Consider the following 22,511-nt stretch of genomic DNA (forward strand, 5'->3'; position numbering starts at 1 on the left):
GCGTGCCTTCGCCACCCCCGCGCGTTGTTTGCGCGCTCAGGCTTGACGAGATGAACAGACTCATGTATATTTCGCGCGCCTTGTCAAACCTGCACAGACAGAAGTGAGGGTGGTCCTATTAGCGAGCGACAATTTCGCGTCAACGAGCAAATCCGCGTTCCGGAAGTCCGTTTGATCGACGAGAAAGGACAAAACCGCGGTGTTGTGCCAACAAAAGAAGCGTTGGCCTACGCCGACTCGGTGGGTCTTGACCTCGTCGAGGTGGCACCCGAGGCGCGTCCGCCCGTGTGCCGCGTGATGAATTACAGCAAGTTCCTGTACGAGCAATCGAAACGCGAACGCGAGGCTCGTAAGGCGCAAAAGCAAATTGAAGTGAAGGAATTGCGCCTGCGCCCGAAAACAGACGACCATCACATCGGTTTCAAACTGAAGCAGGCGCGCAAGTTCATCGAGAAAGGGCACAAGGTTCGTATTCGTGTGTTGTTCCGTGGGCGTGAGCGCTCGCACCCCGAGATTGGGCAAGAGTTGCTCATGAAAGTCGCCGAGGAGCTCTCGGATATCGCGGTTGTCGAGCAAAAACCTGTCTTTGAGGGGCGCGATATGTCCATGGTGCTCGCGCCGGACACGGATAAGAAGAAGAAAAAGTGAGCGGTGAAACTGCTCGGGCGCAAGCCCGAGTTTTGGTGTAGAGGGGAGATGAACCATGCCGAAGATGAAGACCCACAAAGCTACATCGAAGCGGTACAAAATCACGGGCACGGGCAAAGTGTTGCGCATGAAGGTCTCGAAAGGGCACTTGCGCTACCACAAGCCCAAGCGCGTGCGCCGTCGCTTCGATAAGTACATCAAGGTGACCCACAAGGGTACCATCCGCCGGATTCGTCGCTCGGCGCCGGCGCTCTGGAAGTAAGGTGTTTTGCCGTGTTCGTCAGGCCAGATTGTGGAACGAGCCTCCACGCCTGACAACCGGCTCCTGATATCACATAGACCAAGATGGAGGTGAACATATGGCTCGCGTGAAAGGCGGTTTCCGAACCCGCCGACGACACAAAAAAATCCTGAAAATGGCGCGCGGTTATCGTGGGGCAGCCCACCGCCGTTTCCGCGCCGCCAACGAAGCCGTTCTGAAAGCCCTGCGCAACCAGACGCGCGACCGCAAGCGCCGCAAGCGCGATTTTCGCCGTCTCTGGATTCAGCGCATCAACGCCGCCGCCCGCCTGCATGGCTTGAGCTACAGCCGCTTCATTTATGGGCTGAAGCAAGCCGGTGTGGAACTCGATCGCAAGGTGCTGGCTGATATGGCGGTGAATGACGCGGACGGGTTCGCCAAATTGGTGGAACTTGCCAAGCAGCACCAGAAGTAAGACGTGCAGCGGCAGATGAGAGGCGAGGGGGAAACCTCTCGCCTTTTCGTTTTTCGGAGACCAGGGGGAAGGTTGACGATGATTACCAGCCTCGCCAATCCACGTGTCAAGGCTGCCCGCGCGTTGCATCGTCGCCGTATGCGTGAGCGCGAGGGCAAAATCTTGCTGGAAGGCGCTCGCCTGGTGCATGACGCATTCCAGGCCGGCGTTGCTTTTGAAGCGCTTTTCTACACATCCGACCAGGCGGCGCATATTCCAGAGGCGTTGCGCTCGTGCGCCTGGCTGGTGAGTGAAGAGGTGATGCAGGCGCTCAGCGATACGGTCACGCCACAGGGCATTGTCGCTGTTGCCGAGCGCCCACAGCTGGCGTGGCCGACATCTGCTACGTTGCTCCTCATCGCCGACAATGTGCGCGATCCCGGCAATTTGGGCACGCTGTTGCGCGCCGCCGCCGGTGCAGGCGTGGAAGGGGTGTTGCTCCCCAAAGGGACGGTGGACGTGTGGAGCCCGAAAGTGCTGCGCGCCGGCATGGGGGCGCATTTTCGCCTGCCGGTGCGGGCGGGGCTGACGTGGGAAGAGATAGCGCAAGCGGTCAATGGGTTGACCGTGTACGTTGCCGACGCGCGGGGAGCGGTGCGCTATTTCGACGTGGATTGGACGGCGCCAACGGTGCTGATTGTTGGCGGTGAAACAGAAGGCATTGGCGAGGCTGCGCGTGCTTTGGCGCACACCGCCGTCGCCATTCCATTGGCGCGCGAAGTGGAATCGCTCAATGCGGCGATGGCGGGGACGGTGATTCTCTTCGAGGCGCGACGGCAGCGGTTGATGCGTTCAACATAGCCGCCTGCACGCGCCGTTTCGATCTGTGCATCATTTGAAAATGTAATACGTGCCGCGCTTTTCCCCGACTTTGATGAGCAACCCCATTTCGACCAGTTGCGCCAAGTCGCGGCGCAGGGTTTCGGCGCTCACGTCCGGCACGAGTTGTTGGTAGTCGCGGTTGGTGATGCGCCCGTTTTCGGCGATGAACTCCAACGCGCGGATTTGGCGCTCGTTCAGTCCGAGATGCTTCCAGCGGCTTGCCGATTCGCGGTCGGTGCTCAGCATCTGTTCGCCGTGCCCAAACAGGGTGAGTTTGAAGCCGTTGGCGGTCTCTTCAAAGCGTGGGGCGGGCAGCCCTGCTTGCGCCATGACGCGCACAATGCGGTCAATACCGTACCCCAGCCGCTCGATAAAGCCCATATCGCTGAGCACTTGCACGATGATTTCATTGCGGCTGAAGCGTTCATGCAGAAGATTTTGCAGCGTGACATGACCGGGCAAGCGCCCCGGACTGATGACTTCGATGCGGTCGGCGAACATGAAGATTTGAATTTCTGCGCCGCGAATGCTGTAATCACGGTGCGCCACAGCGTTGACGATGGCTTCGCGTACCGCCTCGATGGGGTATTCGGTTTGCTCTTCACGTACCAACCCGCGCATCACCGCGCCGCGGCGCATGTTATCCACCAAAAAGGCTTCGGCTTGCAGGATTTGTTGGGGTAGGGTGCCGTCTGCCACATGGCGCAAAAAACGGTCGCCCATTTCGCGTCCGGGGTAGCGTGCCAGCACAATTTGGGCGCTGGGCAGAAAGCGCTGCGGTGCGTAGCCAAAAAGCAATATCCCCGCGTAGGTTGGTTCGTCATTGGGGGTGACACACCCGCGGCGGCGGAGCACATCCAGCGGCGAGAGCCCGACAAAGCGCTCCACCCGGCTGGCATACGCCTGTACCGCTTGCATGTCCAGGTCGTCCAGCGTGGCGCCGCGCACCGGAAGGCTCTCAAACGTCACTTCGCCGCGCGTCAAGAGCAACTGACGCAAGGCGTCGGCGTCGAGTGGTTCGTTTTGTGCGCCCCGTCGCCCGTAAAATCGCCCCTCAAAACGGTATGCATGCGACAAACCCGCCGGCACATCCACGATAACAACCGTTTTGCCGTCGAGCGTTTCGGTGCGAGGGAACGGCATGGAGCGCGTAAGCGGCGGTTCAATGTGCCATGCGGCATCGAGGACGCGTTCGATGACGGCTTGCGGGTTCTCTACGCCGATGAGGCGTTGCTGGCGATTCAGACCAAGCACCAGCCGCCCGCCGCGCGTATTGGCAAACGCCGCCAGCGTTTCAGCAATCTGGCGGCGTGATGCATTGGCGGGAAGGTAGGCGTGTTGTTCGTCGGCGGGGGGCAGGTTATGGCTGGCAACCATCGCCGCTGACGCTCACAATCTCAGCCAGGCGCCATTCCAGGTCGTTGGGTTGGGCGGCGGTGGGCGTCGCGCCTTCAACGACCGTTTCGGGTTCATGTTGGAAGTTTTCTACACGCCAGCGGATTGAGCAGACACCCGGACTGGCGACTTTGCCGGTTTGGGCGGGTTGCACCAGAACATCAATCGTGACTTCCCGCGGTTGGCGCAAGTTTTCGGCGTTCATGTCAACGCGATACGAGACTCGCTGAACTTGGAGGCTTGCCACATCTGCTACCGGCACCGGCATGCCATAGTGGCGGTTCTCGAAGTTTTCCTGCAAAGCGGGCATGAGGAAGTTTTTGGCGGCTGCTTTGTTGCTGTTCAAGTAGAGGTAGAAAGCCGCGACCGCTTTTTCTGGATAGGGTGAATCGCTGGGGCTGCGTGGCAGACCAAACACAAAGTCCACAGATTGCTCGACCGGTTCCACGAGTGAGCCATCATCGCGCAAGTAGGTTTCGCCACGCGCATTTTCGATCGGTTCGTAGGTGCGGCGTACAGCCAGTTGGCTGCGTTCAAATGCGGTGCGTTCCCACACCGTGATACGCTTATTCTCTGGACTGAGCGGCGCAATGATACTAAAATTCGATTGGAAGTAGCCCAACAATTGGAAGCCGGCGCGGGGCGTGGTTGGGGCAACGCAGGGGTTTTGCTGTTCATCACGGAAGCGGTAAATCGCCAACACCTTGCGGTACCCGCCCAGGGACGAAAAGACAATTTCCTGATTGGTTTCAAAACTATCGTTGGTTTTGAGAAAGTCCACGCGCCGCACCTGTACCTGGCTTTCCCCCAAATAGTCGTTATCGGGGGTAGGTACATTGTAGCGCACGAATTCAGGAAACTCGCACGAGACCGCATCGTACATGAGAGCGCGACTTGGGGCGTTGGCGAAGTTGCCGCTGAGCGTGGGATCGTAGCGATAGACAACCAGCCATTCGGCTTCGCCGTCCTCGTCGAAATCGGCTTCAACCACATCGCTGACATCCACGCGGTCGGGATGGCGGTTTTCAATCAGTTGTCCCAGGTTGATCGAAGGTGACGTGCTCAATGGTGTAGCGCCACCAAGCGATTCACATTGCAGCAAACTGGCGGCTAGAATGGCTAAAATCACAACGGGTATCAAGCGTTTCATAGGGCTACTACCTCGCCAGGCGGTCTCGTTTGCGATTGACGGTATGCGTAGTGTACCATAAGTTCAACAAACAAGACAAGTATTTTTGCGAAATTTGGAAATTTTTTATCACCAAAAATGGTATGAATCCCCCAGGAGGCTAGAACAGTGACACCATCTCATAACCGTTGGCATTTGCTTTGGCAGCATGGCGTTCTGGCGTGGCGGCTTTTCCGCGATGAACATGTGAGCCCATTCTTGAAAATGATTCCCATCGCCAGCCTCTTTTACATCGTCTCGCCCGTGGACATCTTGCCGGACGTGATGCCGATAGCGGGGCAATTAGACGATGTTGGGCTTTTCCTGCTGGCGTTGCAAACATTCATCAGTTTGGCGCCGCAGGATATCGTTGACATGTACCGCCGCCAATTGGGGCTTTCCCCCGATTTGGAAGAGGATGCCGACATTATTGACGTTGATGCCGAATGGCTTGATTTTGATGAAGAGTGAGGCGTGTACGTTTGGACAAGCCGGCTAAATTCCGCTACCATCGGGGCGGTTGTGACCTTTGACATGGAGGCGATTGTGCGAGCACATCGGGTCAATTACACGTCAAGACATGTGTACAAGGAGGTACAACATGCAACCAACTGATTACATTTGGATGGATGGCAAACTGGTGCCTTGGGAACAAGCAACCGTCCACGTGTTGGCGCATGCCCTGCACTATGGCACAAGCGTGTTTGAGGGCATTCGGGCTTACAACACCAAGCGCGGTCCGGCGGTGTTGGCGCTCCAAGACCATACGCGCCGCCTCTTCAACTCGGCGAAGATGATGCGCATGGAAATCCCCTACACCGAAGACGAAATCAACAACGCCATTTTGGAAACCCTGCGCGCGAACAACCTCAAATCGGCCTACATTCGCCCGCTCGTCTTCCGTGGGATGAACAAATTGGGCGTTGATGGCCGCGGATGCCCGGTGCAAGTGGCGATTGCTACCATTGAATGGGGGCGCTACCTGGGCGAAGAAGCCATCGAGCAGGGTGTGGATGTGGGTGTGAGTTCGTGGCGGCGCATGGCGCCCGGCACGTTGATGGCGATGGGCAAGATTGGTGGGCAATACGTCAACTCGCAATTGGTGGCGATGGAAGCCCACGATCGTGGTTTCGCCGAGGGCATTGCGCTGGATATTTACGGCTACGTGAGCGAAGGCAGTGGTGAAAACCTCTTCCTGGTGTTTGATGGTGTTGTGTACACGCCGCCGACGGGCAATTCCATCTTGATGGGGATTACGCGCAAGTTGGTGATGCAACTGCTCGCGGATTTGAATATCCCCGTGAAAGAGCAAGTCATCTCGCGCGAAATGCTCTACATTGCCGATGAATTGTTCTTCACGGGTACAGCCGCCGAAGTGACGCCCATTCGCTCGGTGGACGGCATTCCGGTGGGGAGCGGCCGCCGTGGTCCCATCACCGAAAAGGTGCAGCGTGAATTCTTTGGCATTACAAGCGGCGAGATTGAAGACCGGCATGGCTGGCTGACCTACGTGTACGAAGAGGCGCCGGCGAGTTAGACCGTTTCACCAACAATCCAACAGGCAACGAAGCGCCGAACAGATACGTTCGGCGCTTTTGCATTTTCAAGATGCATGTTGTGCCTCTCAATCACTATCAAACTGATTTTATGAAAGGGGAGCGGAGTGGTATGAGCCGGCAAGAACAAACCCAAGAACGTTTGAATTGGCGCAGCGCGGTCATCACGGAGGGGGTGGCGCGCACGCCCAACCGCGCCATGTTGCGCGCTGTGGGCTTCGACGATGAGGACTTCACCAAGCCCATCGTCGGGTTGGCTAATGCGTACAGCAATCTCACGCCGTGCAACCTGGGCATTTGGCGGCTGGCTGCACGCGCCGAAAAAGCGTTGCGTGAAGCGGGGGCGATGCCGCAGATGTTTGGGACGATTACGGTCAGCGATGGGATTTCGATGGGCACCGAAGGCATGAAGTACTCGCTCGTCTCGCGCGAGGTGATTGCCGACGCCATCGAAACCGTCTGCAACGCGCAGGCAATGGATGGTTTGCTGGCCACCGGGGGGTGCGACAAGAACATGCCCGGAGCGATGATTGCCATCGCCCGGCTCAACATTCCCGCTATTTTTGTGTACGGCGGCACAATCAAGCCCGGCCACTATGATGGGCAGGATTTGACCATTGTGAGCGCGTTTGAGGCGGTGGGTGAATACAGCGCGGGACGCATTGACGAAGAGACGTTGCGCGAAATTGAACGCCATGCGTGCCCCGGAGCAGGCGCATGTGGCGGTATGTACACCGCCAATACGATGTCGTCGGTTATCGAAGCAATGGGCATGAGCCTTCCCTACTCTTCGACCATGGCGGCGGAAGATGACGAGAAAGTGCGCAACATTGAAGAATCGGCGCGCGTGCTGATGGATGCCATCCGTGCCAACCGCCGCCCGCGCGATATTATGACCCGCAAGGCGTTCGAGAATGCGATTGCCGTGGTTATGGCTGTGGGCGGTTCCACCAATGCTGTGTTGCACTTGCTGGCGATGGCGCACGCCGCCGATGTTCCGCTCTCGCTGGATGATTTTGAAGCCATCCGCAAACGTGTACCGGTGCTTTGCGACCTGAAACCGTCGGGACGCTATGTCACCGTTGATTTTCACCGTGCGGGCGGCGTTCCGCAGGTGATGAAGATCTTGCTCAACCATGGCGTCCTGCATGGCGACGCGCTCACGATTACCGGGCAAACCATCGCCGAAGTCCTTGCCGATGTTCCCGATGAACCCTCGCCCGACCAGGATGTGATTCGCCCGTGGGACAACCCGCTCTATGACGAAGGGCACTTGGTGGTGTTGCGCGGCAACCTGGCACCCGAGGGGGCGATTGCGAAGGTCACCGGCGTGAAGAAGCGCCGCATTACCGGTCCGGCGCGTGTGTTTGAATCTGAGGAAACCTGTTTGCAAGCCATTCTGGACGGCAAGATTCAGGCGGGCGATGTGGTCATCATCCGCTATGAAGGACCCAAAGGCGGCCCCGGTATGCGTGAAATGCTCGCGCCCACGTCGGCTATCATCGGCGCCGGCTTGGGCGACAGTGTCGGGCTGATTACCGATGGGCGCTTCTCCGGCGGCACGTATGGGATGGTTGTCGGGCACGTTGCGCCCGAAGCGGCTGTGGGGGGGCCTATTGCGCTGGTGCAGGAAGGCGATATGGTGACGATTGACGCCGACCAGAACTTGTTGGAAGTTCATCTGAGCGATGAAGAACTGGCACGCCGCCGCGCCGAATGGACGCCCCCGCCGCCTCGCTACACCCGCGGTGTGCTCGCGAAATATGCGCGCCTGGTTTCCAGCAGTAGCCGGGGCGCGGTGACCGACTTGTTCGACGAATAGGCTTTCCCCCTTGATACTTTGCAGGAAGGCGCGGCACGTGGTGCCGTGCCTTTTCATTTGGCAAGCCATGCCAAACACCCACAATACGGGGCGACCAAAGGAGGCGTCTTGTGATTCGCTATACCGCCGAAAACGATTGGTTGCTGACAACCCAACCCCACCATGCGCTGGTCTCGGCGTTTCTGGCGGCGCATTGGCGGGGCGATGCCGACTTTCCCCGTCCCGACCCCTGGCCGCTTCTGTTGGTGGCTGTCGCCGAGCACGACCTGGGGTGGCATGCGTGGGAAGCCGCGCCGACGCTCAACCAACGTGGCGAGCCGCGCGATTTTCTGGAAATGAGCCTTGATGACCACCTGGCGATTTGGCGGCAAGGCATTGCCTACGCCTTGCAACAAAGCCGCCTGATTGCCTTGCTTGTGAGTTGCCACTTCACCTACTTGTACGAAGGTCGCCGCAGTGAAGCCCCTGTGCTGGCGATGTTGGACGAACAGTCCGCATTGCAAGCCCGTTTGCGGGCCGAATTGGGGCTTGACGAAAACGCCACGCGCGAGGCGTATAGCCTGATTCGCCTCATGGACTGGTTCTCGCTGGCGTTGGCGCTGGGGCGTGCCGAGCATGGCAGTGTGGACCTGGGCAGTGGTCCGGGGGGTGTGCCGCTGGTGCTTGAACCGCTTGACGATGCCACCCATCTCACCGTGCGCCCGTGGCCGTTTGATACCGACAGCCTGCACGTGCGCATGGAAGCCCGCCGGGTGCCGCGCCGCACCTTTGCGGATGATGCGGATTTTCGCGAAACCCTGCGCCAAGCGCCGCTCGTGCTCCGTGAATGGCGTCTGATGCGTGTGGCGCGTCAGGTCTAGCCTTTTTGACGTTTACAAAAGCCGAATTGCCGAGGGTGAGACCATGGACCAACAGACACGCGGGCGCTATGCGCTCGTTCCACGCACTCTCATTTTCTTGCGCCGCGATGACGCCGTTTTGCTCTTGCGTGGTGCAGCCCACAAATGGTTCGCCGGACGCTACAACGGTGTTGGGGGGCATGTCGAACGCGGCGAAACCATCATCGAAGCCGCCATGCGCGAAACATACGAAGAGACGGGCGTGCAGCCCACCGATTTGGCGTTGCGCGGTGTGATTCACATTGTTGGCGACCCCGGTGTGTTGCTCTTTGTCTTCGTGGGGCGTGCTGTGGGCGATATTCACGCGACCACAGATGAAGGCACGCTCGAATGGATACCGCTTTCGGCGCTTGCAAACATGCCCCTGGTGGCTGATTTGCGCTGGTTGTTGCCCCGTGTGCTGGACGAACAGCGCGAGATTGTGTACGCTACATTTACCTTCGCCAACAATCACGTGGAGATTCGCACACCGGGCGGAGACATTGAGACGATTGAACTGGACACATGATGAGGTGAAAAATGCCACCAGAACTTATTGTGCTACTCATTGGCGTGATTTTGATGGCGTTGGTGTTGGGATTGCTGATTTTCTACATTTTGCGTGCGCGTGTTGAACGGGAAGCCCAGCGCAAAGCCGCCCAAAAACGCGATGCAATCATCATTTCGCAGAAAAACCCCGTTGCGCCGGTGCGTTTTGAAGTGGAAGGCGTGGTGTACGAATCTGTGGCCGATGTGCAAGACGAACAGCACTTGCGCATGATTTTGGGGGCGATTCGCATGGCGCAAACCCAAATTCCGCCGGAGACGTGGGAGCGCCTGACGGGGACGGCGCCCGATATCCCACGTTCGTCTGTGGCGCCAACGCCGCCGCCTGCGCCCCCCGCGACGCCGTCGCAGCGCCCTTCGCTTTCGGGCGTGGCGACGCCCATCAACACCATGCACCCCGACCCCGCACGAGGGCTTGCCGAACAGGTGGATGTGATTTTGCAGGAAATGTTGATGAAGATGGCCAACCCGCCCGATGTCTCGCTGGCAACGGCGCGCGATGGACGTATGCGCATTTCCTATGAGGGGCGCATCTATTACGCCATCGAGCAAGTGCCCGACCCCGAAATCCAGCAGATGATTCGGCAGGCTGTGGCGCTGTGGGAACAGCGCGGCGGGCGCTAGGTTAGGGGTCGCTGCAATCGCGCATGAAGCCGCAGACCTGGCAAATGATTTTGCAGTGGCGCTTGATGACTGGACCGCCACACAGCCAACATTCCGTATCATCGGTGCGCAACGGCTCGCGGCGCGGCGGCTCTGGGCGCTTGGTTGCGTCGGGTTCTTGGGGTGGTCGTTCGGTTGTTGGCATAGGCTTCTCCATCCATCACAATTTTGAAGAAGGTAGTGCGTGATGTCTGCAAAAAGTGAAACCGACCTTGTTCAGGCGCTTCGTGCCGGCGACCAATCGGCATGCGATGAATTGGTGCGCCGTTATTACGATACCGTCTATCGTGTTGCCCTTCATCTCACCGGGCAACCGGATGCCGCCGAAGATGTCCTTCAAGAGACGTTTATCAGCGCGTGCCAGGCGGCGCAATCGTTTCGGAACGACGCCCGTTTGAGTACGTGGCTCTATCGTATCGCGCGCAATCGTGGTTTGCAGTGGCAGCGCAGCCAGCGCGAAACGGTGCCGTTGGAAACCGACGAAGATGACGAGCAGGCGTTCAATAGTGTCATCGCTGATATGCGCCATATTCCCGACCAGGCTCTGCTTTCGCAAGAACTGTTTGATGTCGTGGACCGCGCGATTCTTGCTTTGCCCGAAACGCTCCGCCAAGCGTTTCTGTTGCGTGAATTTGAAGGCCTTTCAACCAAAGAAGCCGCCGAAGCGTTGGGTATTTCCCAAAGTGCGCTGAAAGTGCGGCTTCACCGTGCCCGCCAACAGATTCAAGAGACGGTGCGCCGTTATTTGGAAGAAGCCGACCCTTCTTGATGGGCACGCCAGACGTCGAACAGACGTCGCCAATCGTCAATCGAAAGCGTTTCAGCGCGTTGTGAAGGTTGAATGCCGGCCGCCTGCAAAAGGCGGTCGGTTTCTTCTTTCGGCAGGTGAAGCCCCGCCGAGAGCGTGTTGCGCAATTGTTTGCGTTTTTGGTGAAACCCAGCGCGCACCAGCCGAAAAAACTGCTCGGCTTCTTCTGGGCGCACATGCGGGCGCGCGTGGGGCACAATTTTCAGGATGGCGGATTCCACCTTGGGTGGGGGATAGAACGCCCCCGCCGGCACACGCGCCACGAGCGAAGGTGTGCCGTACACCTGAACACTCACCGCCAGCAGGCTCATCGCCCCCGGTTGCGCGACAATGCGCTCGGCCACTTCCCGCTGGACAAGCAGGACAATCAGGTCGGGCGTGGGCTGGCTTTCCAGCAAGTGGCGAATGGCGGCGGAGGTGATGTAGTAGGGGAGATTGGCGGTCACTTTGTAGCGGGGTTGTCCGGTCAGGTGTTGCACCAAAGCCGGGATGTTTTGCTCCAAAACGTCGCCTTCCACCAGGTGAAAGTGGGGCTGTGCGCCGAAGCGTTCACGCAGAATCGCGACCATGTTTGCGTCCAATTCAATGGCGATGACGTGTTCAGCGCGCGCCAACAGATGCTCGGTGAGCGCGCCCAGCCCCGGTCCAATTTCGACCACGGTTTCATGCGGGGCGATTTCGGCTGTTTCGGCAATGCGTTGCAGGGCGGTTTCATCCACCAGAAAATTTTGCCCCAATCCTTTGCGGGGGCGCAAGCCATGCGCGGCGAGCAGGCGGCGAACTTCCTGGCGGTTCATGGCACTTGGGCTGTTGGGAGAATGTATTGGATGCGGTCGGGCGGGGGCGGAGGCGCTACCCAGTACACGTCCACCCAGCGATACCAGGGCTTGTAGTTGTCCTCGTCGTATCCCAGGTCAATCCATGCGCCGATGACGCCGCCGCCGGTATCGCAGGCGCAGGCTTGCCCATACCCTGGCACATAGACTTGTGTCCAAAGCGGGACAACGCGCGGGTCAACCGCGACAATGCCATAGCCGGCTGGCAACCCCGTGCGGGTGATGCCGTAGCGTGGGTGGTCTTTGGGCTTGCCGCTGGAAGCGGCGGTATAACTGGTGGCGAGCATACGGGTGCGCCGCCAATACTGGATGGGTCCGTTGGGGGTATCGAGCGTGCGGATGACGATGTTCGTGCCGTACGCCACCACACGGTTGACCGGTTCTTGTTCCACCCATTCACGCTGGACGATGCGCTCTTTTTCTTCCCCGTTTTCGTACACCACCAAAATCTCGCGTGCGCGTGTGCCCGGTGCGCCTTCCTCGCGCACGGCGAACGTATCAATTTCCAGTGTGGGGTCGGGAACGAGTACCCGCTGGAAGGGGATGGTTTCGCGCTCTACGATGATTTCGTGTTCGACGCGCGTGATGGTGATAGCGGTGTCGTCCGTCAACGCTGTTTCCAGCGGCGGCTCGACGCGATCCAGCGGTGAAAGGCTGACGCCCAACTCGGCGAGGGCGTCGCCAACGGTGGGGGCGTGCGTGCGGGCGGTGAGTGTTTGCCCATCAACCTGCACGCTAAACGGTGTTGCGCGGCGAATGCTGACGTGCATGTTGGGCGCAACGGGCGTGTTGGGGCGCGGACTGATGATGTCTTCGGGATAAAGGGTGATGCCTTCTTCGCGCAGGGCTTGCGCCAGGGTTTCGGCGCGGGTGAAGAGGCGCAAGGTGATACCGTCCAAATCAACGAGCAGCGGCGTCGCGCGCACCAGTTCCACATGCGCCCGTGGGCGTTGGAAAAAGTCGGCGGTCGGCAGCGGCGTTTCTGGCGTGATGGGCGTTCCATCGAGATACAGGCGGTCTTCCGCTCCGAGGGAAACCCCTTGTTCGTACAAAAAATCAGCCACCGTGGGCGCGTGTGAATAGACTGTTTGTTGAACGCCGTACAGGTCAAATGTGATTTCGCGCGCGAGATGGAGTTCGAGGGGGGTGCGGGCGCTCAAACGGGTTTCCGCACCGGGAATGAGCACGTCTTCGGGACGAAGGGTCAGCCCCTGTTCGGCGAGCAGACCGCCCAGCGTTTGCTGGTGTGTGCGTATTTGAATGGGCGTGCCGTTGATGACCAGCGTAACCGTGTGCGCGCTGAGGCGGTATCCTTGTGCGAGTGCGGCAATCAGCAGCAGGAGCGCCGCCAGTGTAAACAAGCCGTGTGTGGGCCACCATGTTGAGACGGCTGGGCGAGCAACGATGACCGCACGATGCTCTGGATTGAGAGATGATTCACTCATCTGTTGTATTCCCGTCTCCGTCTCCCCTCACCAACGGGGCGGTTATACAACAAAAAAATCTCTTTTGCAAAACATTTGCGGGAAAAAGCGCCGTCGGCAGTGCGTGCCAAAACGGTGCTACCAGTGGGCGGCTTGTTCAAACAAGCGGAGTTGGTGTGGCGAGTCGGGGTCGGCGATGCCGAACAACTCTTCGGTGGAGAGTTGCGAGCGAATAATCGCGTAGAGCGGGTCTTTTTCCAGGCGGTACTCGTTGAAGAGTTCTTCAAGTGATTCCGCCCGACAAAACGCCGACCAGGTGATGGTTTTGAAGAGCAAGCGCCGACCTTTTTGCCCAACCAGGGGGGGTACACGTGGTTTGAGTTCCGCGAGATGGACTTTCACGTAGAAATCGTTGGCGTGGGGATGTTGGGGCTCTTCGGGTAAAAGGTCGCGCCGGCGTACCACACTCACTTGCTCGATGCAGCTCCACCAGGCGACTTGCCAACGCGCCTCACCAAAAGCGCGCCCTTGATAAAAGGCAATGGCGCGGGCGTAGCGCAGCGCAAGCGGCGCATGGACCAGTGGGATGCGATACCAATGTGCCTCTTGGGCGCGTTGCAGGTCGGCAGGCGTGGGAATATAGGCAATCAGCACAAAATCCGCAGGATGCATGGTTGACACTCCCGACAGTGGTTTTGATGTTCTATAAAGATGAAGAAGACGGCAGATGATGCGTGTGCGGCATACGTATGAACGACGGAAGAGATGCGAAACGTTTCAAAAAATATATATCAGAAATGGCGTGCTTCGGCAAAGAAGACGTGTATGTTGCATGGGGTGTTTTCCAGGCATGCGCAAAATCACTTGGTCGCAAATACGGCTTTGTGCTATACTGCCTGTTGACCCGTAAAACGTCTTGTGGGATTTTGTATTGAAGAGGTGATTCCATGGCTGGACACTCAAAATGGGCAAACATCAAACACCGCAAAGCCGCTGTTGACGCCAAGAAGGGCAAAATCTTCACCAAACTGGCGCGTGAAATTGAAACGGCGGCGCGTTTGGGCGGTGGCGACCCGAACTTCAACTTTATGCTGCGCATGGTGTTGGAAAAAGCCCGTGCCGCGAACATGCCCAAGGAAAACATTGAACGCGCTATCAAACGCGGAACGGGTGAGCTCGAAGCCGAAGCCCTGGAAGAAATTTGGTATGAGGGCTATGGTCCCGGCGGGGCGGCGTTCATGATCAAGGTGTTGACCGACAATCGCAACCGCGCTGTGGGCGAAATTCGCTCCACCTTGCGCAAGCATGGGGGCAACCTGGGCGAAAGCGGTTCAGTTGCCTGGCAGTTCGAGGAGAAGGGGGTCATCACGGTGCGCGCCGAAGGGCAGGACCCCGAAGAACTGATGCTGTTGGCGATTGACGCCGGCGCTGAAGATATTGAAGAAGCGGGTGAAATTATCCAGATTTACACGAGCCGCAACGACCTGCAAAAAGTGCGTGAGGCGCTGGACGAATACAACTTGCCCATTGAATCGGCCGAGTTGCAAATGGTGCCTACCAACATGCTTGAACTGGACCCCGAAACGCAGGTCTCGGTTGCCAAACTCATCGAAGCGCTTGAAGATCTGGACGATGTGCAGCAAGTCTTCGTCAATGTGGACTTTGACGAAGAGGTGCTGGAGCAGTTCGCAGCGTGAGCGTTTTTCTGGGCATTGACCCCGGTACGGCGTTGACCGGATGGGGGGTTGTGGAAGGTGATGGCGTCAATGTGCGCCTTGTGGCGTATGGCGTCATTCGCACACCGGCGAAACAGCCGTTGCCGGAACGCTTGCTCACCATTTACCGCGAAATGCAAGACCTGCTCGAAACCTATCGCCCCGATCGGGCGGCGGTTGAGCAGGTCTTTTTTCGCAAGAACGTCAGCACCGCCTTGTCGGTTGGGCATGCGCGTGGGGTTGTCTTGTTGACGTTGGCGCAGGCGGGTATCCCCATTGCGGAATTCAAGCCGACCGAGGTCAAGCAAGCCATTACCGGCTATGGGGGCGCCGACAAGCGCCAGATGCAGGAAATGGTGCGCCTTTTGCTCGGCATGGAGGAGATCCCGCGCCCGGACGACGCCGCCGATGCGCTTGCCATTGCCATCTGTTGCCACAACCACATTGGCGCACGGTGGGCTTGAATGGTCCAAATGGGTGTTGACGGCCCCCACCGAACCTGTTAGACTACCGCGCGAACATTTCAAACTTGAAACGGCGCAGTACCTCTTATCAAGAGGGGTGGAGGGACCGGCCCTGTGAAGCCCCGGCAACCAGCCTGCTCAGGCAGGCCAGGTGCCAATGCCGGCAGAAGCGCTTGCTTCTGGACGATGAGAGGGGATGCTGAAACACGCAACCCCATCACGCCAGATGGGGTTTTTTGTTTCTCGCCCCTCGCATCGCGAGGGTGTTTTTTATGCCCCCGGTTCCCCACACATGCGCCTCAAACACCAACCAGACAGGGAGGATTTTCCATGCCAACGTTTGCACAAGCCCTACGTTGCCGCGTATGCGGCGCCACCCGCCCACTCGAAGCGGCGTACGTCTGTGAAGAATGTTTTGGCCCGCTTGAAATTTGGTACGACTATGACGCCATCGCCGCAACCATCTCGCGTGAAACGATTGCACAAGGACCACACACCTTGTGGCGTTATCGCCCCTTGTTGCCGGTTTTGCACGAGGAGAGCCGCGTGGTGGATATCGGCACCGGCTGTACACCGTTGCTACATGCCGAACGATTGGGGGAACGTCTGGGGCTTCGCCGTCTCTACATCAAGAACGACGCCGTCAACCCTTCATACTCGTTCAAAGACCGTGCCGTGAGTGTGGCCACCACCGCCGCCCGCGACCTTGGATTTGACACGCTGGCGTGCGCGAGTACCGGCAACCTTGCCAATAGCGTGGCTGCGCACGCCGCCCGCGCCGGAATGCGTGCCGTTGTCTTCATCCCCGCCGACCTTGAGCCGAACAAGATTCTGGCGTCTGCTGTGTATCGCCCCACCATTGTGGCGGTCGATGGGACATACGACGATGTCAACCGCCTGGCGGCGCTGGTCGCCGAAGCGTATGGCTGGGCGTTTGTCAACGTCAATTTGCGCCCCTTCTACGCCGAAGGCGCGAAGACGCTGGCGTTTGAAACCGCCGAGCAACTAGGTTGGCATGCCCCCGACCATATCATCGCCCCCATGGCGAGCGGGGCGTTGCTCTGCAAACTCGCCAAAGGGTTCCGCGAATTGGCGCGTGTGGGGTTGATTGAAGAGAAGCCCGTGCGCGTTTCTGGGGCGCAGGCGCTTGGGTGTTCCCCCATTGTGGCTGCTTACGAAGCCGGCACCGACCAGGTCACGCCGCAGAAACCGAACACGATTGCCAAATCACTGGCGATTGGTGCGCCGGCTGATGGTCCTTTTGCCATTCATGAAATTCGTTCTTCCAATGGCGCGGCAGTAGCGGTCACAGACGAAGAAATCATCGAGGCTATTTTCTTGCTTGCCGAAACAGAAGGCATTTTCACCGAAACCGCAGGGGGCGTGACCGTGGCCGGCTTGAAACGCCTTGCTGAACAGGGGCGCATTGACCCTGATGAAACCGTGGTTGTGTACATTACGGGCAACGGCTTGAAAACCCCGGATGTGCTTGCCGGGCGTTTCGAGGTGGTGCAGACCGCACCAACATTGTCGGCACTGGAACAGGCGTTGGGCACAACCGCGTACGCAACCGTGTGATGCGCTTGTGCGCTTCCGCAGGGATGAGGGGGCTTTGCCAAAAGCCCCCGATTTTGTTTTCAATGGGCGTTTAGTTATGAAAGGCGGCTCCCCCGTGATTTTCAATAAAACCGTTGCATTTGGCGGCTGTTTCCTGTATAGTGAAGGGGAAGACGAGCCCTTATCCCGTGGAGGATGATGTATGAACGATGTGCGTGTAGACCTGTTGCGTGCGCAAATTGAGGCGTTGCAGCAAAAACTGGAATTTTTGCAACAAGGCGTTTATCTCGATGAAGAGACGGGCGTGTACAACCGCCGTGCTCTGACCGAATTGGGCGAGCGCGAAGTGCAACGCGCCAAGCGCTACCATCGCCCCCTCACGGTTATTGCCGCCGGGCTTGACCAGTTCGAGCGTATCGAGCAGGTCTATGGCCCCAACACCGCCAAGACGGTTGTGGCTGAAACCGCCGAGGTGCTTGATCAGGCGTTGCGTGCCACGGATATCCTTGGCTATTGGGGAGATGGCATCTTTATTTTGGTGCTTTCTGAAACCAATGCCGCCGGTGGGCAATATGTGGCTGAACGTTTGGTTGAGACGATTGCCGAAAAAATTTTTGTTGTAGGGAGCGCCCGCGTGCGTGTTACGCTGAGTACAGGGATGAGTGTCTATGCGCCTGATGAAGCCGCCGACCCGACAACGTTTGATGTGTTGCTGCGTCGTGCGTTGGTGGCGCTGGAAGAAGCCCAATCGTCGGGGAAAGGTGTGATTGTCGTGTGGGTTCCCACGTTGGGTGAAGAGCCGCTGATTGAACTCTAACCGACCGTTGGCACATGCAAGCGCCCCCGCACAGGGGGCGCTTTTTTATGCGTCCAGCCCCATGTCCCAGGTGGCGTCGCCGTAAAAATCACCGTATTCGCGCGCCAGGAATGCTTCAATGCGTGCGCGAATATCACCAAGCCGAAATGACGCCCCATGTCCGGGATGACAGCGTGTCTCGTCAGGCCAGGTGAGCACTACGTCGCGCAAGGTGCGGAGTGTTTGACGAAAGCCTTCCGGCGACCATGTTTTGCCCGGTCCCCCCTCGAAGAGGGTGTCGCCAACGACTGCATCCACACCGTGCGCATCCAGGAAGCAGAGCATGTCTTCTGTGTGTCCGGGGGTGTATGCCACCCGTAAACGTCCCTCGCCAACGGGCACGATGTCGCCATCTACCAGCACGCCATCTTGGTGAATATCCACACCTTGCCAGTGGGGGCCGGCGTGCGCCAATACGGGCACGCCCAGCACGGTGCGCATCTCATCGAGGGCGCCGATATGGTCGGGGTGCGTGTGGGTGAGCAAGATGGCTTGGGGGATTGTGCCGTCGAGGAGGCGTTGCAACGTTTCGGGTTCGGCGCCGGGGTCAATCAGAACGCTGTGGCGTGTGTGGGGGCAGACGAAGGCGTAGGCGTTCATCGGCCAGGGGCCAACGCTGGCGGAGCGCAATTCGAGCATCGGTTCCTCCTTTGATTGGCTTGGTTCGATTAGCCCAGCCCACTGCGGTGGAGCCAGAATTGTTTGAGCCGATGGCTCCACGAGTGGGTTGTCTTCCAGGTGTACCAGTCGCGCGCCAAACCGCTCAGGAAGGCGGTGTAGAGTGCGGGGGTGAGTGGCAGGCGTGCCGGGCGAAGCCATTCCGCCACCCAAACGCCGGTTTCATCACGTTGCAAGCGTCCACTCAGCAAGGAAGCGTGGCGTGCGTCGGCCAGCACGGCGCTGGGCGCGCCGCTGAATGTGATATCCACAAAGTAGGGCATCTGCTGTTCGATACGCTCATACCAGAGGGCGGCTTCCGTCCAACCGCCGGCGTGGCTGGGCGCCACAGGTACAACCGCGCGTGGTTTGCGCCAATCGCTCACTTGGCGCACGACAAACCAAAGCGCATCAGGGGCGGTGGGGGCGATGGGAAAGAACCCGTTGTTGTCGAAAAAGTCGCGAAACTCTGCTTCTTCGAGGGCGTGCAAGGTCTGCGGGAGCGGCAAACGGAGTTGCGATTGTTGCAGGTAGCGCATGCCGCCGGGGGGGGCGACCAGCGCCATCTGGATGTCGGCGTGTTCGGCGCGTTTGTGCAGGGTGGAGTGTTGGGTGAAGAGCGCTTGCATGCGGCGCAAAACTCTACCGAGCACGTCCGCCAAGGGCGATGTGGCGTCGGCGGTGTCGGGGGGCGCCCCTTTCAGCCAGGCGGGTGCAAGAATGATGAGCAGTTCACGCCAGACGCCGTCCCGCGGTGCGTTGGGGATGTTGGGCGCGGGTACCTCGTGCGCTTGCAAAAAGTCGCGAATATGTGGCCAGTAGCGGCGTGAATTTCCCACAGTCCCTGCTCCCCTGCTTCATCTGCTCACATTCTAACGATGCGCTGGCAATTGCCAACATGGACGGTATCGCCGGGCGCAACAAAAAGACCTGCCCCGCGGGGCAGGTCTTGCGTGTGTGCAGAACAGGTCAGGGTGTGTCAGGTGGTTGAACTTCGTGGAAGGGGGTTGGTTGCATGGTGTTGAGCGCGTTTTTCAACGCCTCTGCTTCGGCGGCGACACGTTCTTTCTCTTCTTCGTCCTTGCTTCCCCCGGTTACGGAATCCACAACACGCATGAGCGTTTTGTACACGGCGCTTTGCCAGAGCCCAAACGCCAGCGCAATCAGGCTGAGGACGGGGCTGGTGGCGGTGATGACGCGCTGGGCGGGGTCGAGCAGTTGGGCGGTTTGGACGATTGATTCGACGACGAAGAACCCGCCGACGAAGAGGTAATAGACGATGGCGCCAAGCGCCGCGCCCATGAGTGGGTGCGCCCAGTAGTGGATGTTGTAGAGCGGGTCGAATTCGCGGTGGGCGACGTAGTTGCGGAGGGTGTAGAGCGCCCCAATAGCGCCGCCAATGCCGCCCCACACCATCGTGTTCCAGGGCAAGAAGTACATCGCCATGGACATTGGGATGGGATTGCCTTGGGGGTCGGTGAGCGGCTGGGGATACAGCGGGTCAACCCCATGGGCGGCAAGCCATTTGGCAATTGCGTGGTCAAAAATGGCGAGCGCGAAGAAGAAGACCAAAACGCCGATATTGAAGGCAAAGAGCGGCTTGGCGTGTTTCGCCGCGGCGCGTTCGCTTTCTTCAGCGCGCCGCAACAAAATGCGCACTTCTTTCACGCGCAATTCGGCTTCGGGATATCGTCCCGGTTCGGCGAGGACGATGGTTTGGGCTTCGTTGAGTTTTTTGAGGGCTTCGGTGGAAAGGTCGCGGTTGACGCTCAATTTTTGTTCGACTTCATCGTACAAATGTTGAATTTCTTGCAGAAGCGCCATGCGCATTTCGTTGGTGATTTGGCGGGCAATAATCGCTTCCTGGCGGCTATCCACCGGATAGGCGGGGATAGGCTTCGGTTGTATGCGCTCAGCCGGCTCAAAAGGGTTAGCGGGGGGCATCCAGCGTTCCAGCGGCGGTTGCGGCGTCGCAGTGGCGGGTATCCCTTCCGGGAACGGGTCGGATTCTGTGGGCAGCCCATCGGTGTCGGGAATGGCGTTCGTGGATGGCGTTGTCGCTTCTTCGGCTTCGACCATCTCCCAATCAACTTCAAATGGGGACGAAGCGGATTGCAGCGGAATGGCTTCCTCGGTTGTTGCCGATGGCGCGTGGGGGGCGGCGTCCATCGGCGGGGGTTGCACCTCGTCCCATGGGAACGCTTCGGCGACGGCTTCTTCGGGAGAGGGCGCTTCGCCGATGTCGCGCGAAACGCCGCTTTCATCCCACGGCTGAGGGGCTTTGATTTCGTCGGGATATTCGGGTTGTTTTGTGGAACGCTTTGCTGCCATGGCGCTTCTCCCTTTGGTTTTGCTTACTCCCATTCAATTGTGCCGGGGGGTTTGCTGGTGATGTCGTACACCACGCGATTGACCCCGGGCACTTCGTTGACGATACGGGTGCTCATGCGTTCCAGCACGCCGTAGGGCAGACGCGCCCAGTCGGCCGTCATGCCGTCTTCACTGGTGACGGCGCGGATGGCGACCACATTGCCGTAGGTGCGATAGTCGCCCTGAACGCCCACCGTTTTGAGCGGCGTGAGTACGGCAAAGTATTGCCACACGTCGCGGTTGAGCCCCGCGCTTTCCACTTCTTCGCGCACAATGGCGTCCGCCAATTGAAGCGTGTGCAGGGCTTCGGTTGTCACCGGGCCCAAAATGCGCACCGCAAGCCCCGGCCCGGGGAAGGGTTGACGATAGACGACCTCAGGCGGCAAGCCGAGCGCGATACCTACTTCGCGCACTTCGTCTTTGAAGAGCCAGCGCAACGGTTCCACCAACTCGAATTGCATGTCTTCGGGCAAGCCCCCCACATTGTGGTGGGTTTTGATTTTGGCAGCGCTTCCGCCAACGCCCGCCGATTCGATGACGTCGGGATAGAGCGTGCCTTGTGCGAGAAACTGGAACGAACCGAGTTGGCGGGCGGTTTCTTCAAAGACGCGTACGAATTCGTGCCCGATAATGCGCCGTTTTTCTTCGGGGTCGGTGACGCCTTCCAGTGCGGCAAGGAAGCGTGTTTGTGCATCCACTTTGATGACGCGCGCCGGCAGGTGGTGGCGCAGCATCGCCATGACCTGCTCGGCTTCGTTCAGCCGCAATAGCCCGTGGTCAACGAAGACGCAGGTCAATTGTTCACCCACAGCACGCGCCACGAGCATGGCGGCAACCGTGCTATCCACGCCGCCGCTAAGCGCACAAATGACGCGCCCGTCGCCCACCTGGGCGCGAATACGCTGCACACTTTCTTCGATGAAATTGCCGGGTGTCCAGTCGCCGGTGCATCCGCAAATTTCGTAGAGAAAGTTTTCGATGATGGCGCGCCCACGCGGCGTGTGCGCCACTTCGGGGTGGAACTGCAACCCGTAGATACGGCGTTTTTCATCGCCCATGGCGGCGTAGGGCGTGTTGGGCGTGCTTGCCAGCGCTTCAAACCCGGGCGGCAGGGCGGTGATTTTATCGCCGTGGCTCATCCACACTTTCATGGGGGCGCTCAGCCCACGGAAGAGCGGGCTATCCGTGCGGATGGTTGTCAATTCGGCGGGGCCGTATTCGCGTTGCTGGGCGGCTTCGACACGCCCCCCCAGGTTGTGGGCGAGGAGTTGCATGCCGTAGCAGATGCCCAACACCGGCACGCCCCGTTCCAGCACGTGGGAGGGGAGGGTGGGGGCGTGGGCGTCGTACACGCTTGACGGACCGCCGCTGAGAATGATGCCCACGGGATTCAGACGGTCAACGGTTTCGGGGGCAACGTTCCACGGCAACAATTCGCAATAGACACGTGCTTCACGCACGCGGCGGGCAATGAGTTGGCTGTATTGCGATCCGTAATCGAGGATGACGATTGTGTTGTGGCTCATGGTTTCCCGAATCTTTTGGTTGGT

The 22,511-nt window shown here is 59.0% G+C and carries 25 protein-coding genes and 1 riboswitch; of the genes, 15 read left to right on the plus strand and 10 right to left on the minus strand.

Going from position 1 to position 22,511, the window contains the following annotated elements:
* The first annotated feature begins 117 nt into the window (after positions 1 to 117).
* The 4 genes from infC to SE16_RS10330 all read left to right on the plus strand — a co-directional run bounded on the left by infC (position 118) and on the right by SE16_RS10330 (position 2,204).
* Positions 118 to 648 (plus strand): translation initiation factor IF-3, encoded by a 531-nt coding sequence (gene infC / locus SE16_RS10315; protein ID WP_082373832.1) that lies wholly within the window; start codon positions 118 to 120, stop codon positions 646 to 648.
* Positions 649 to 703: 55 nt separating this feature from the next.
* Positions 704 to 910 (plus strand): large ribosomal subunit protein bL35, encoded by a 207-nt coding sequence (locus SE16_RS10320; RefSeq protein WP_054491752.1) that lies wholly within the window; start codon positions 704 to 706, stop codon positions 908 to 910.
* Positions 911 to 1,007: 97 nt separating this feature from the next.
* The gene (gene rplT / locus SE16_RS10325) at positions 1,008 to 1,364 is read left to right on the plus strand and encodes a 50S ribosomal protein L20 (RefSeq protein WP_054491753.1); all 357 of its coding nucleotides are present in this window, start codon (positions 1,008 to 1,010) and stop codon (positions 1,362 to 1,364) included.
* Between the two features lie 78 nt (positions 1,365 to 1,442).
* Positions 1,443 to 2,204 (plus strand): TrmH family RNA methyltransferase, encoded by a 762-nt coding sequence (locus tag SE16_RS10330; protein ID WP_054491754.1) that lies wholly within the window; start codon positions 1,443 to 1,445, stop codon positions 2,202 to 2,204.
* 30 nt (positions 2,205 to 2,234) lie between these two features.
* Here the strand turns inward: SE16_RS10330 and SE16_RS10335 are convergent, their stop codons facing one another.
* Both SE16_RS10335 and SE16_RS10340 read right to left on the minus strand, forming a co-directional pair.
* Positions 2,235 to 3,602, minus strand: coding sequence for an AlbA family DNA-binding domain-containing protein (locus tag SE16_RS10335; protein WP_054491755.1), 1,368 nt, complete (start codon positions 3,600 to 3,602; stop codon positions 2,235 to 2,237).
* Positions 3,586 to 4,770 (minus strand): hypothetical protein, encoded by a 1,185-nt coding sequence (locus SE16_RS10340; RefSeq protein WP_054491756.1) that lies wholly within the window; start codon positions 4,768 to 4,770, stop codon positions 3,586 to 3,588. Before SE16_RS10340 ends, SE16_RS10335 begins: the two co-directional genes overlap by 17 nt.
* A gap of 147 nt (positions 4,771 to 4,917) precedes the next feature.
* Here SE16_RS10340 and SE16_RS10345 point away from each other — a divergent pair, with 147 nt between their 5' ends.
* The 6 genes from SE16_RS10345 (at position 4,918) to SE16_RS10370 (ending at position 10,235) form a co-directional block, all read left to right on the plus strand.
* Positions 4,918 to 5,259, plus strand: coding sequence for a YkvA family protein (locus SE16_RS10345; protein ID WP_054491757.1), 342 nt, complete (start codon positions 4,918 to 4,920; stop codon positions 5,257 to 5,259).
* A gap of 130 nt (positions 5,260 to 5,389) precedes the next feature.
* Positions 5,390 to 6,325, plus strand: a complete 936-nt coding sequence (locus tag SE16_RS10350) for a branched-chain amino acid transaminase (protein WP_054491758.1) — start codon at positions 5,390 to 5,392, stop codon at positions 6,323 to 6,325.
* Positions 6,326 to 6,456: 131 nt separating this feature from the next.
* Entirely contained in the window at positions 6,457 to 8,166 is a 1,710-nt protein-coding gene (gene ilvD, locus SE16_RS10355; RefSeq protein ID WP_054491759.1) for a dihydroxy-acid dehydratase, read from the plus strand.
* A gap of 110 nt (positions 8,167 to 8,276) precedes the next feature.
* The gene (locus SE16_RS10360; protein WP_054491760.1) at positions 8,277 to 9,026 is read left to right on the plus strand and encodes a DUF3891 family protein; all 750 of its coding nucleotides are present in this window, start codon (positions 8,277 to 8,279) and stop codon (positions 9,024 to 9,026) included.
* A 43-nt stretch (positions 9,027 to 9,069) separates the two neighbouring features.
* Entirely contained in the window at positions 9,070 to 9,573 is a 504-nt protein-coding gene (locus SE16_RS10365; RefSeq protein WP_054491761.1) for an NUDIX hydrolase, read from the plus strand.
* 11 nt (positions 9,574 to 9,584) lie between these two features.
* Complete coding sequence (locus tag SE16_RS10370; protein WP_054491762.1) at positions 9,585 to 10,235, plus strand: hypothetical protein; 651 nt, start codon at positions 9,585 to 9,587, stop codon at positions 10,233 to 10,235.
* 1 nt (position 10,236) lies between these two features.
* On the opposite strand, the gene SE16_RS16220 is transcribed toward SE16_RS10370, so the two are convergent.
* Complete coding sequence (locus SE16_RS16220) at positions 10,237 to 10,419, minus strand: hypothetical protein (protein WP_054491763.1); 183 nt, start codon at positions 10,417 to 10,419, stop codon at positions 10,237 to 10,239.
* 42 nt (positions 10,420 to 10,461) lie between these two features.
* On the opposite strand from SE16_RS16220, the gene SE16_RS10380 reads away from it, so the two are divergent.
* Positions 10,462 to 11,043, plus strand: a complete 582-nt coding sequence (locus tag SE16_RS10380) for an RNA polymerase sigma factor (protein WP_054491764.1) — start codon at positions 10,462 to 10,464, stop codon at positions 11,041 to 11,043.
* Here the strand turns inward: SE16_RS10380 and rsmA are convergent.
* From rsmA to SE16_RS10395, 3 genes are all read right to left on the minus strand, one after another.
* Positions 11,016 to 11,879, minus strand: a complete 864-nt coding sequence (gene rsmA, locus SE16_RS10385; protein WP_200907157.1) for a 16S rRNA (adenine(1518)-N(6)/adenine(1519)-N(6))-dimethyltransferase RsmA — start codon at positions 11,877 to 11,879, stop codon at positions 11,016 to 11,018. The two genes, SE16_RS10380 and rsmA, sit on opposite strands and share 28 nt — an antisense overlap.
* Complete coding sequence (locus tag SE16_RS10390; RefSeq protein WP_054491765.1) at positions 11,876 to 13,363, minus strand: ubiquitin-like domain-containing protein; 1,488 nt, start codon at positions 13,361 to 13,363, stop codon at positions 11,876 to 11,878. Before SE16_RS10390 ends, rsmA begins: the two co-directional genes overlap by 4 nt.
* Positions 13,364 to 13,480: 117 nt before the next feature.
* Positions 13,481 to 14,014 (minus strand): hypothetical protein, encoded by a 534-nt coding sequence (locus tag SE16_RS10395; RefSeq protein WP_054491766.1) that lies wholly within the window; start codon positions 14,012 to 14,014, stop codon positions 13,481 to 13,483.
* A 275-nt stretch (positions 14,015 to 14,289) separates the two neighbouring features.
* Here SE16_RS10395 and SE16_RS10400 point away from each other — a divergent pair, with 275 nt between their 5' ends.
* The 4 genes from SE16_RS10400 (at position 14,290) to SE16_RS10415 (ending at position 17,895) form a co-directional block, all read left to right on the plus strand.
* Positions 14,290 to 15,039 (plus strand): YebC/PmpR family DNA-binding transcriptional regulator, encoded by a 750-nt coding sequence (locus SE16_RS10400; RefSeq protein WP_054491767.1) that lies wholly within the window; start codon positions 14,290 to 14,292, stop codon positions 15,037 to 15,039.
* Positions 15,036 to 15,521, plus strand: a complete 486-nt coding sequence (gene ruvC / locus SE16_RS10405; protein WP_152917998.1) for a crossover junction endodeoxyribonuclease RuvC — start codon at positions 15,036 to 15,038, stop codon at positions 15,519 to 15,521. Before SE16_RS10400 ends, ruvC begins: the two co-directional genes overlap by 4 nt.
* An 82-nt stretch (positions 15,522 to 15,603) precedes the next feature.
* Positions 15,604 to 15,714: riboswitch (SAM riboswitch) on the plus strand.
* Positions 15,715 to 15,851: 137 nt separating this feature from the next.
* Positions 15,852 to 17,099, plus strand: a complete 1,248-nt coding sequence (locus SE16_RS10410) for a threonine synthase (RefSeq protein WP_054491768.1) — start codon at positions 15,852 to 15,854, stop codon at positions 17,097 to 17,099.
* Positions 17,100 to 17,280: 181 nt separating this feature from the next.
* Positions 17,281 to 17,895, plus strand: a complete 615-nt coding sequence (locus SE16_RS10415) for a GGDEF domain-containing protein (protein ID WP_054491769.1) — start codon at positions 17,281 to 17,283, stop codon at positions 17,893 to 17,895.
* Positions 17,896 to 17,940: 45 nt separating this feature from the next.
* Here SE16_RS10415 and SE16_RS10420 read toward each other — a convergent pair whose 3' ends face one another.
* The 4 genes from SE16_RS10420 to guaA all read right to left on the minus strand — a co-directional run bounded on the left by SE16_RS10420 (position 17,941) and on the right by guaA (position 22,487).
* Positions 17,941 to 18,573 carry an MBL fold metallo-hydrolase gene (locus SE16_RS10420; protein ID WP_054491770.1) on the minus strand — a complete coding sequence of 211 codons (633 nt, stop codon included), beginning with the start codon at positions 18,571 to 18,573 and terminating at the stop codon, positions 17,941 to 17,943.
* Between the two features lie 29 nt (positions 18,574 to 18,602).
* Positions 18,603 to 19,430: a hypothetical protein gene (locus tag SE16_RS10425; protein WP_054491771.1), complete on the minus strand. Its 828-nt coding sequence runs from the start codon at positions 19,428 to 19,430 to the stop codon at positions 18,603 to 18,605.
* Between the two features lie 130 nt (positions 19,431 to 19,560).
* Positions 19,561 to 20,922, minus strand: coding sequence for a hypothetical protein (locus SE16_RS10430; RefSeq protein WP_060687568.1), 1,362 nt, complete (start codon positions 20,920 to 20,922; stop codon positions 19,561 to 19,563).
* Positions 20,923 to 20,945: 23 nt separating this feature from the next.
* Positions 20,946 to 22,487, minus strand: a complete 1,542-nt coding sequence (gene guaA / locus SE16_RS10435) for a glutamine-hydrolyzing GMP synthase (RefSeq protein WP_054491772.1) — start codon at positions 22,485 to 22,487, stop codon at positions 20,946 to 20,948.
* Positions 22,488 to 22,511: the final 24 nt, after the last annotated feature.

Source organism: Ardenticatena maritima, assembly GCF_001306175.1.
Taxonomy (GTDB): domain Bacteria; phylum Chloroflexota; class Anaerolineae; order Ardenticatenales; family Ardenticatenaceae; genus Ardenticatena; species Ardenticatena maritima.

What these genes read in the sequence shown, in the direction of transcription:
- ilvD (WP_054491759.1), top strand. Translation starts at nt 6,457, where the DNA reads ATGAGCCGGCAAGAACAAACCCAAGAACGTTTGAATTGGCGCAGCGCG.
- SE16_RS10415 (WP_054491769.1), top strand. Translation starts at nt 17,281, where the DNA reads ATGAACGATGTGCGTGTAGACCTGTTGCGTGCGCAAATTGAGGCGTTG.
- SE16_RS10380 (WP_054491764.1), top strand. Translation starts at nt 10,462, where the DNA reads ATGTCTGCAAAAAGTGAAACCGACCTTGTTCAGGCGCTTCGTGCCGGC.
- guaA (WP_054491772.1), bottom strand. Translation starts at nt 22,487, where the DNA reads ATGAGCCACAACACAATCGTCATCCTCGATTACGGATCGCAATACAGC.
- SE16_RS10365 (WP_054491761.1), top strand. Translation starts at nt 9,070, where the DNA reads ATGGACCAACAGACACGCGGGCGCTATGCGCTCGTTCCACGCACTCTC.
- SE16_RS10430 (WP_060687568.1), bottom strand. Translation starts at nt 20,922, where the DNA reads ATGGCAGCAAAGCGTTCCACAAAACAACCCGAATATCCCGACGAAATC.
- SE16_RS10370 (WP_054491762.1), top strand. Translation starts at nt 9,585, where the DNA reads ATGCCACCAGAACTTATTGTGCTACTCATTGGCGTGATTTTGATGGCG.
- SE16_RS10350 (WP_054491758.1), top strand. Translation starts at nt 5,390, where the DNA reads ATGCAACCAACTGATTACATTTGGATGGATGGCAAACTGGTGCCTTGG.
- SE16_RS10330 (WP_054491754.1), top strand. Translation starts at nt 1,443, where the DNA reads ATGATTACCAGCCTCGCCAATCCACGTGTCAAGGCTGCCCGCGCGTTG.
- SE16_RS10340 (WP_054491756.1), bottom strand. Translation starts at nt 4,770, where the DNA reads ATGAAACGCTTGATACCCGTTGTGATTTTAGCCATTCTAGCCGCCAGT.
- SE16_RS10335 (WP_054491755.1), bottom strand. Translation starts at nt 3,602, where the DNA reads ATGGTTGCCAGCCATAACCTGCCCCCCGCCGACGAACAACACGCCTAC.
- SE16_RS10390 (WP_054491765.1), bottom strand. Translation starts at nt 13,363, where the DNA reads ATGAGTGAATCATCTCTCAATCCAGAGCATCGTGCGGTCATCGTTGCT.
- SE16_RS10320 (WP_054491752.1), top strand. Translation starts at nt 704, where the DNA reads ATGCCGAAGATGAAGACCCACAAAGCTACATCGAAGCGGTACAAAATC.
- rsmA (WP_200907157.1), bottom strand. Translation starts at nt 11,879, where the DNA reads ATGAACCGCCAGGAAGTTCGCCGCCTGCTCGCCGCGCATGGCTTGCGC.
- SE16_RS10410 (WP_054491768.1), top strand. Translation starts at nt 15,852, where the DNA reads ATGCCAACGTTTGCACAAGCCCTACGTTGCCGCGTATGCGGCGCCACC.
- SE16_RS16220 (WP_054491763.1), bottom strand. Translation starts at nt 10,419, where the DNA reads ATGCCAACAACCGAACGACCACCCCAAGAACCCGACGCAACCAAGCGC.
- SE16_RS10395 (WP_054491766.1), bottom strand. Translation starts at nt 14,014, where the DNA reads ATGCATCCTGCGGATTTTGTGCTGATTGCCTATATTCCCACGCCTGCC.
- rplT (WP_054491753.1), top strand. Translation starts at nt 1,008, where the DNA reads ATGGCTCGCGTGAAAGGCGGTTTCCGAACCCGCCGACGACACAAAAAA.
- SE16_RS10420 (WP_054491770.1), bottom strand. Translation starts at nt 18,573, where the DNA reads ATGCTCGAATTGCGCTCCGCCAGCGTTGGCCCCTGGCCGATGAACGCC.
- SE16_RS10400 (WP_054491767.1), top strand. Translation starts at nt 14,290, where the DNA reads ATGGCTGGACACTCAAAATGGGCAAACATCAAACACCGCAAAGCCGCT.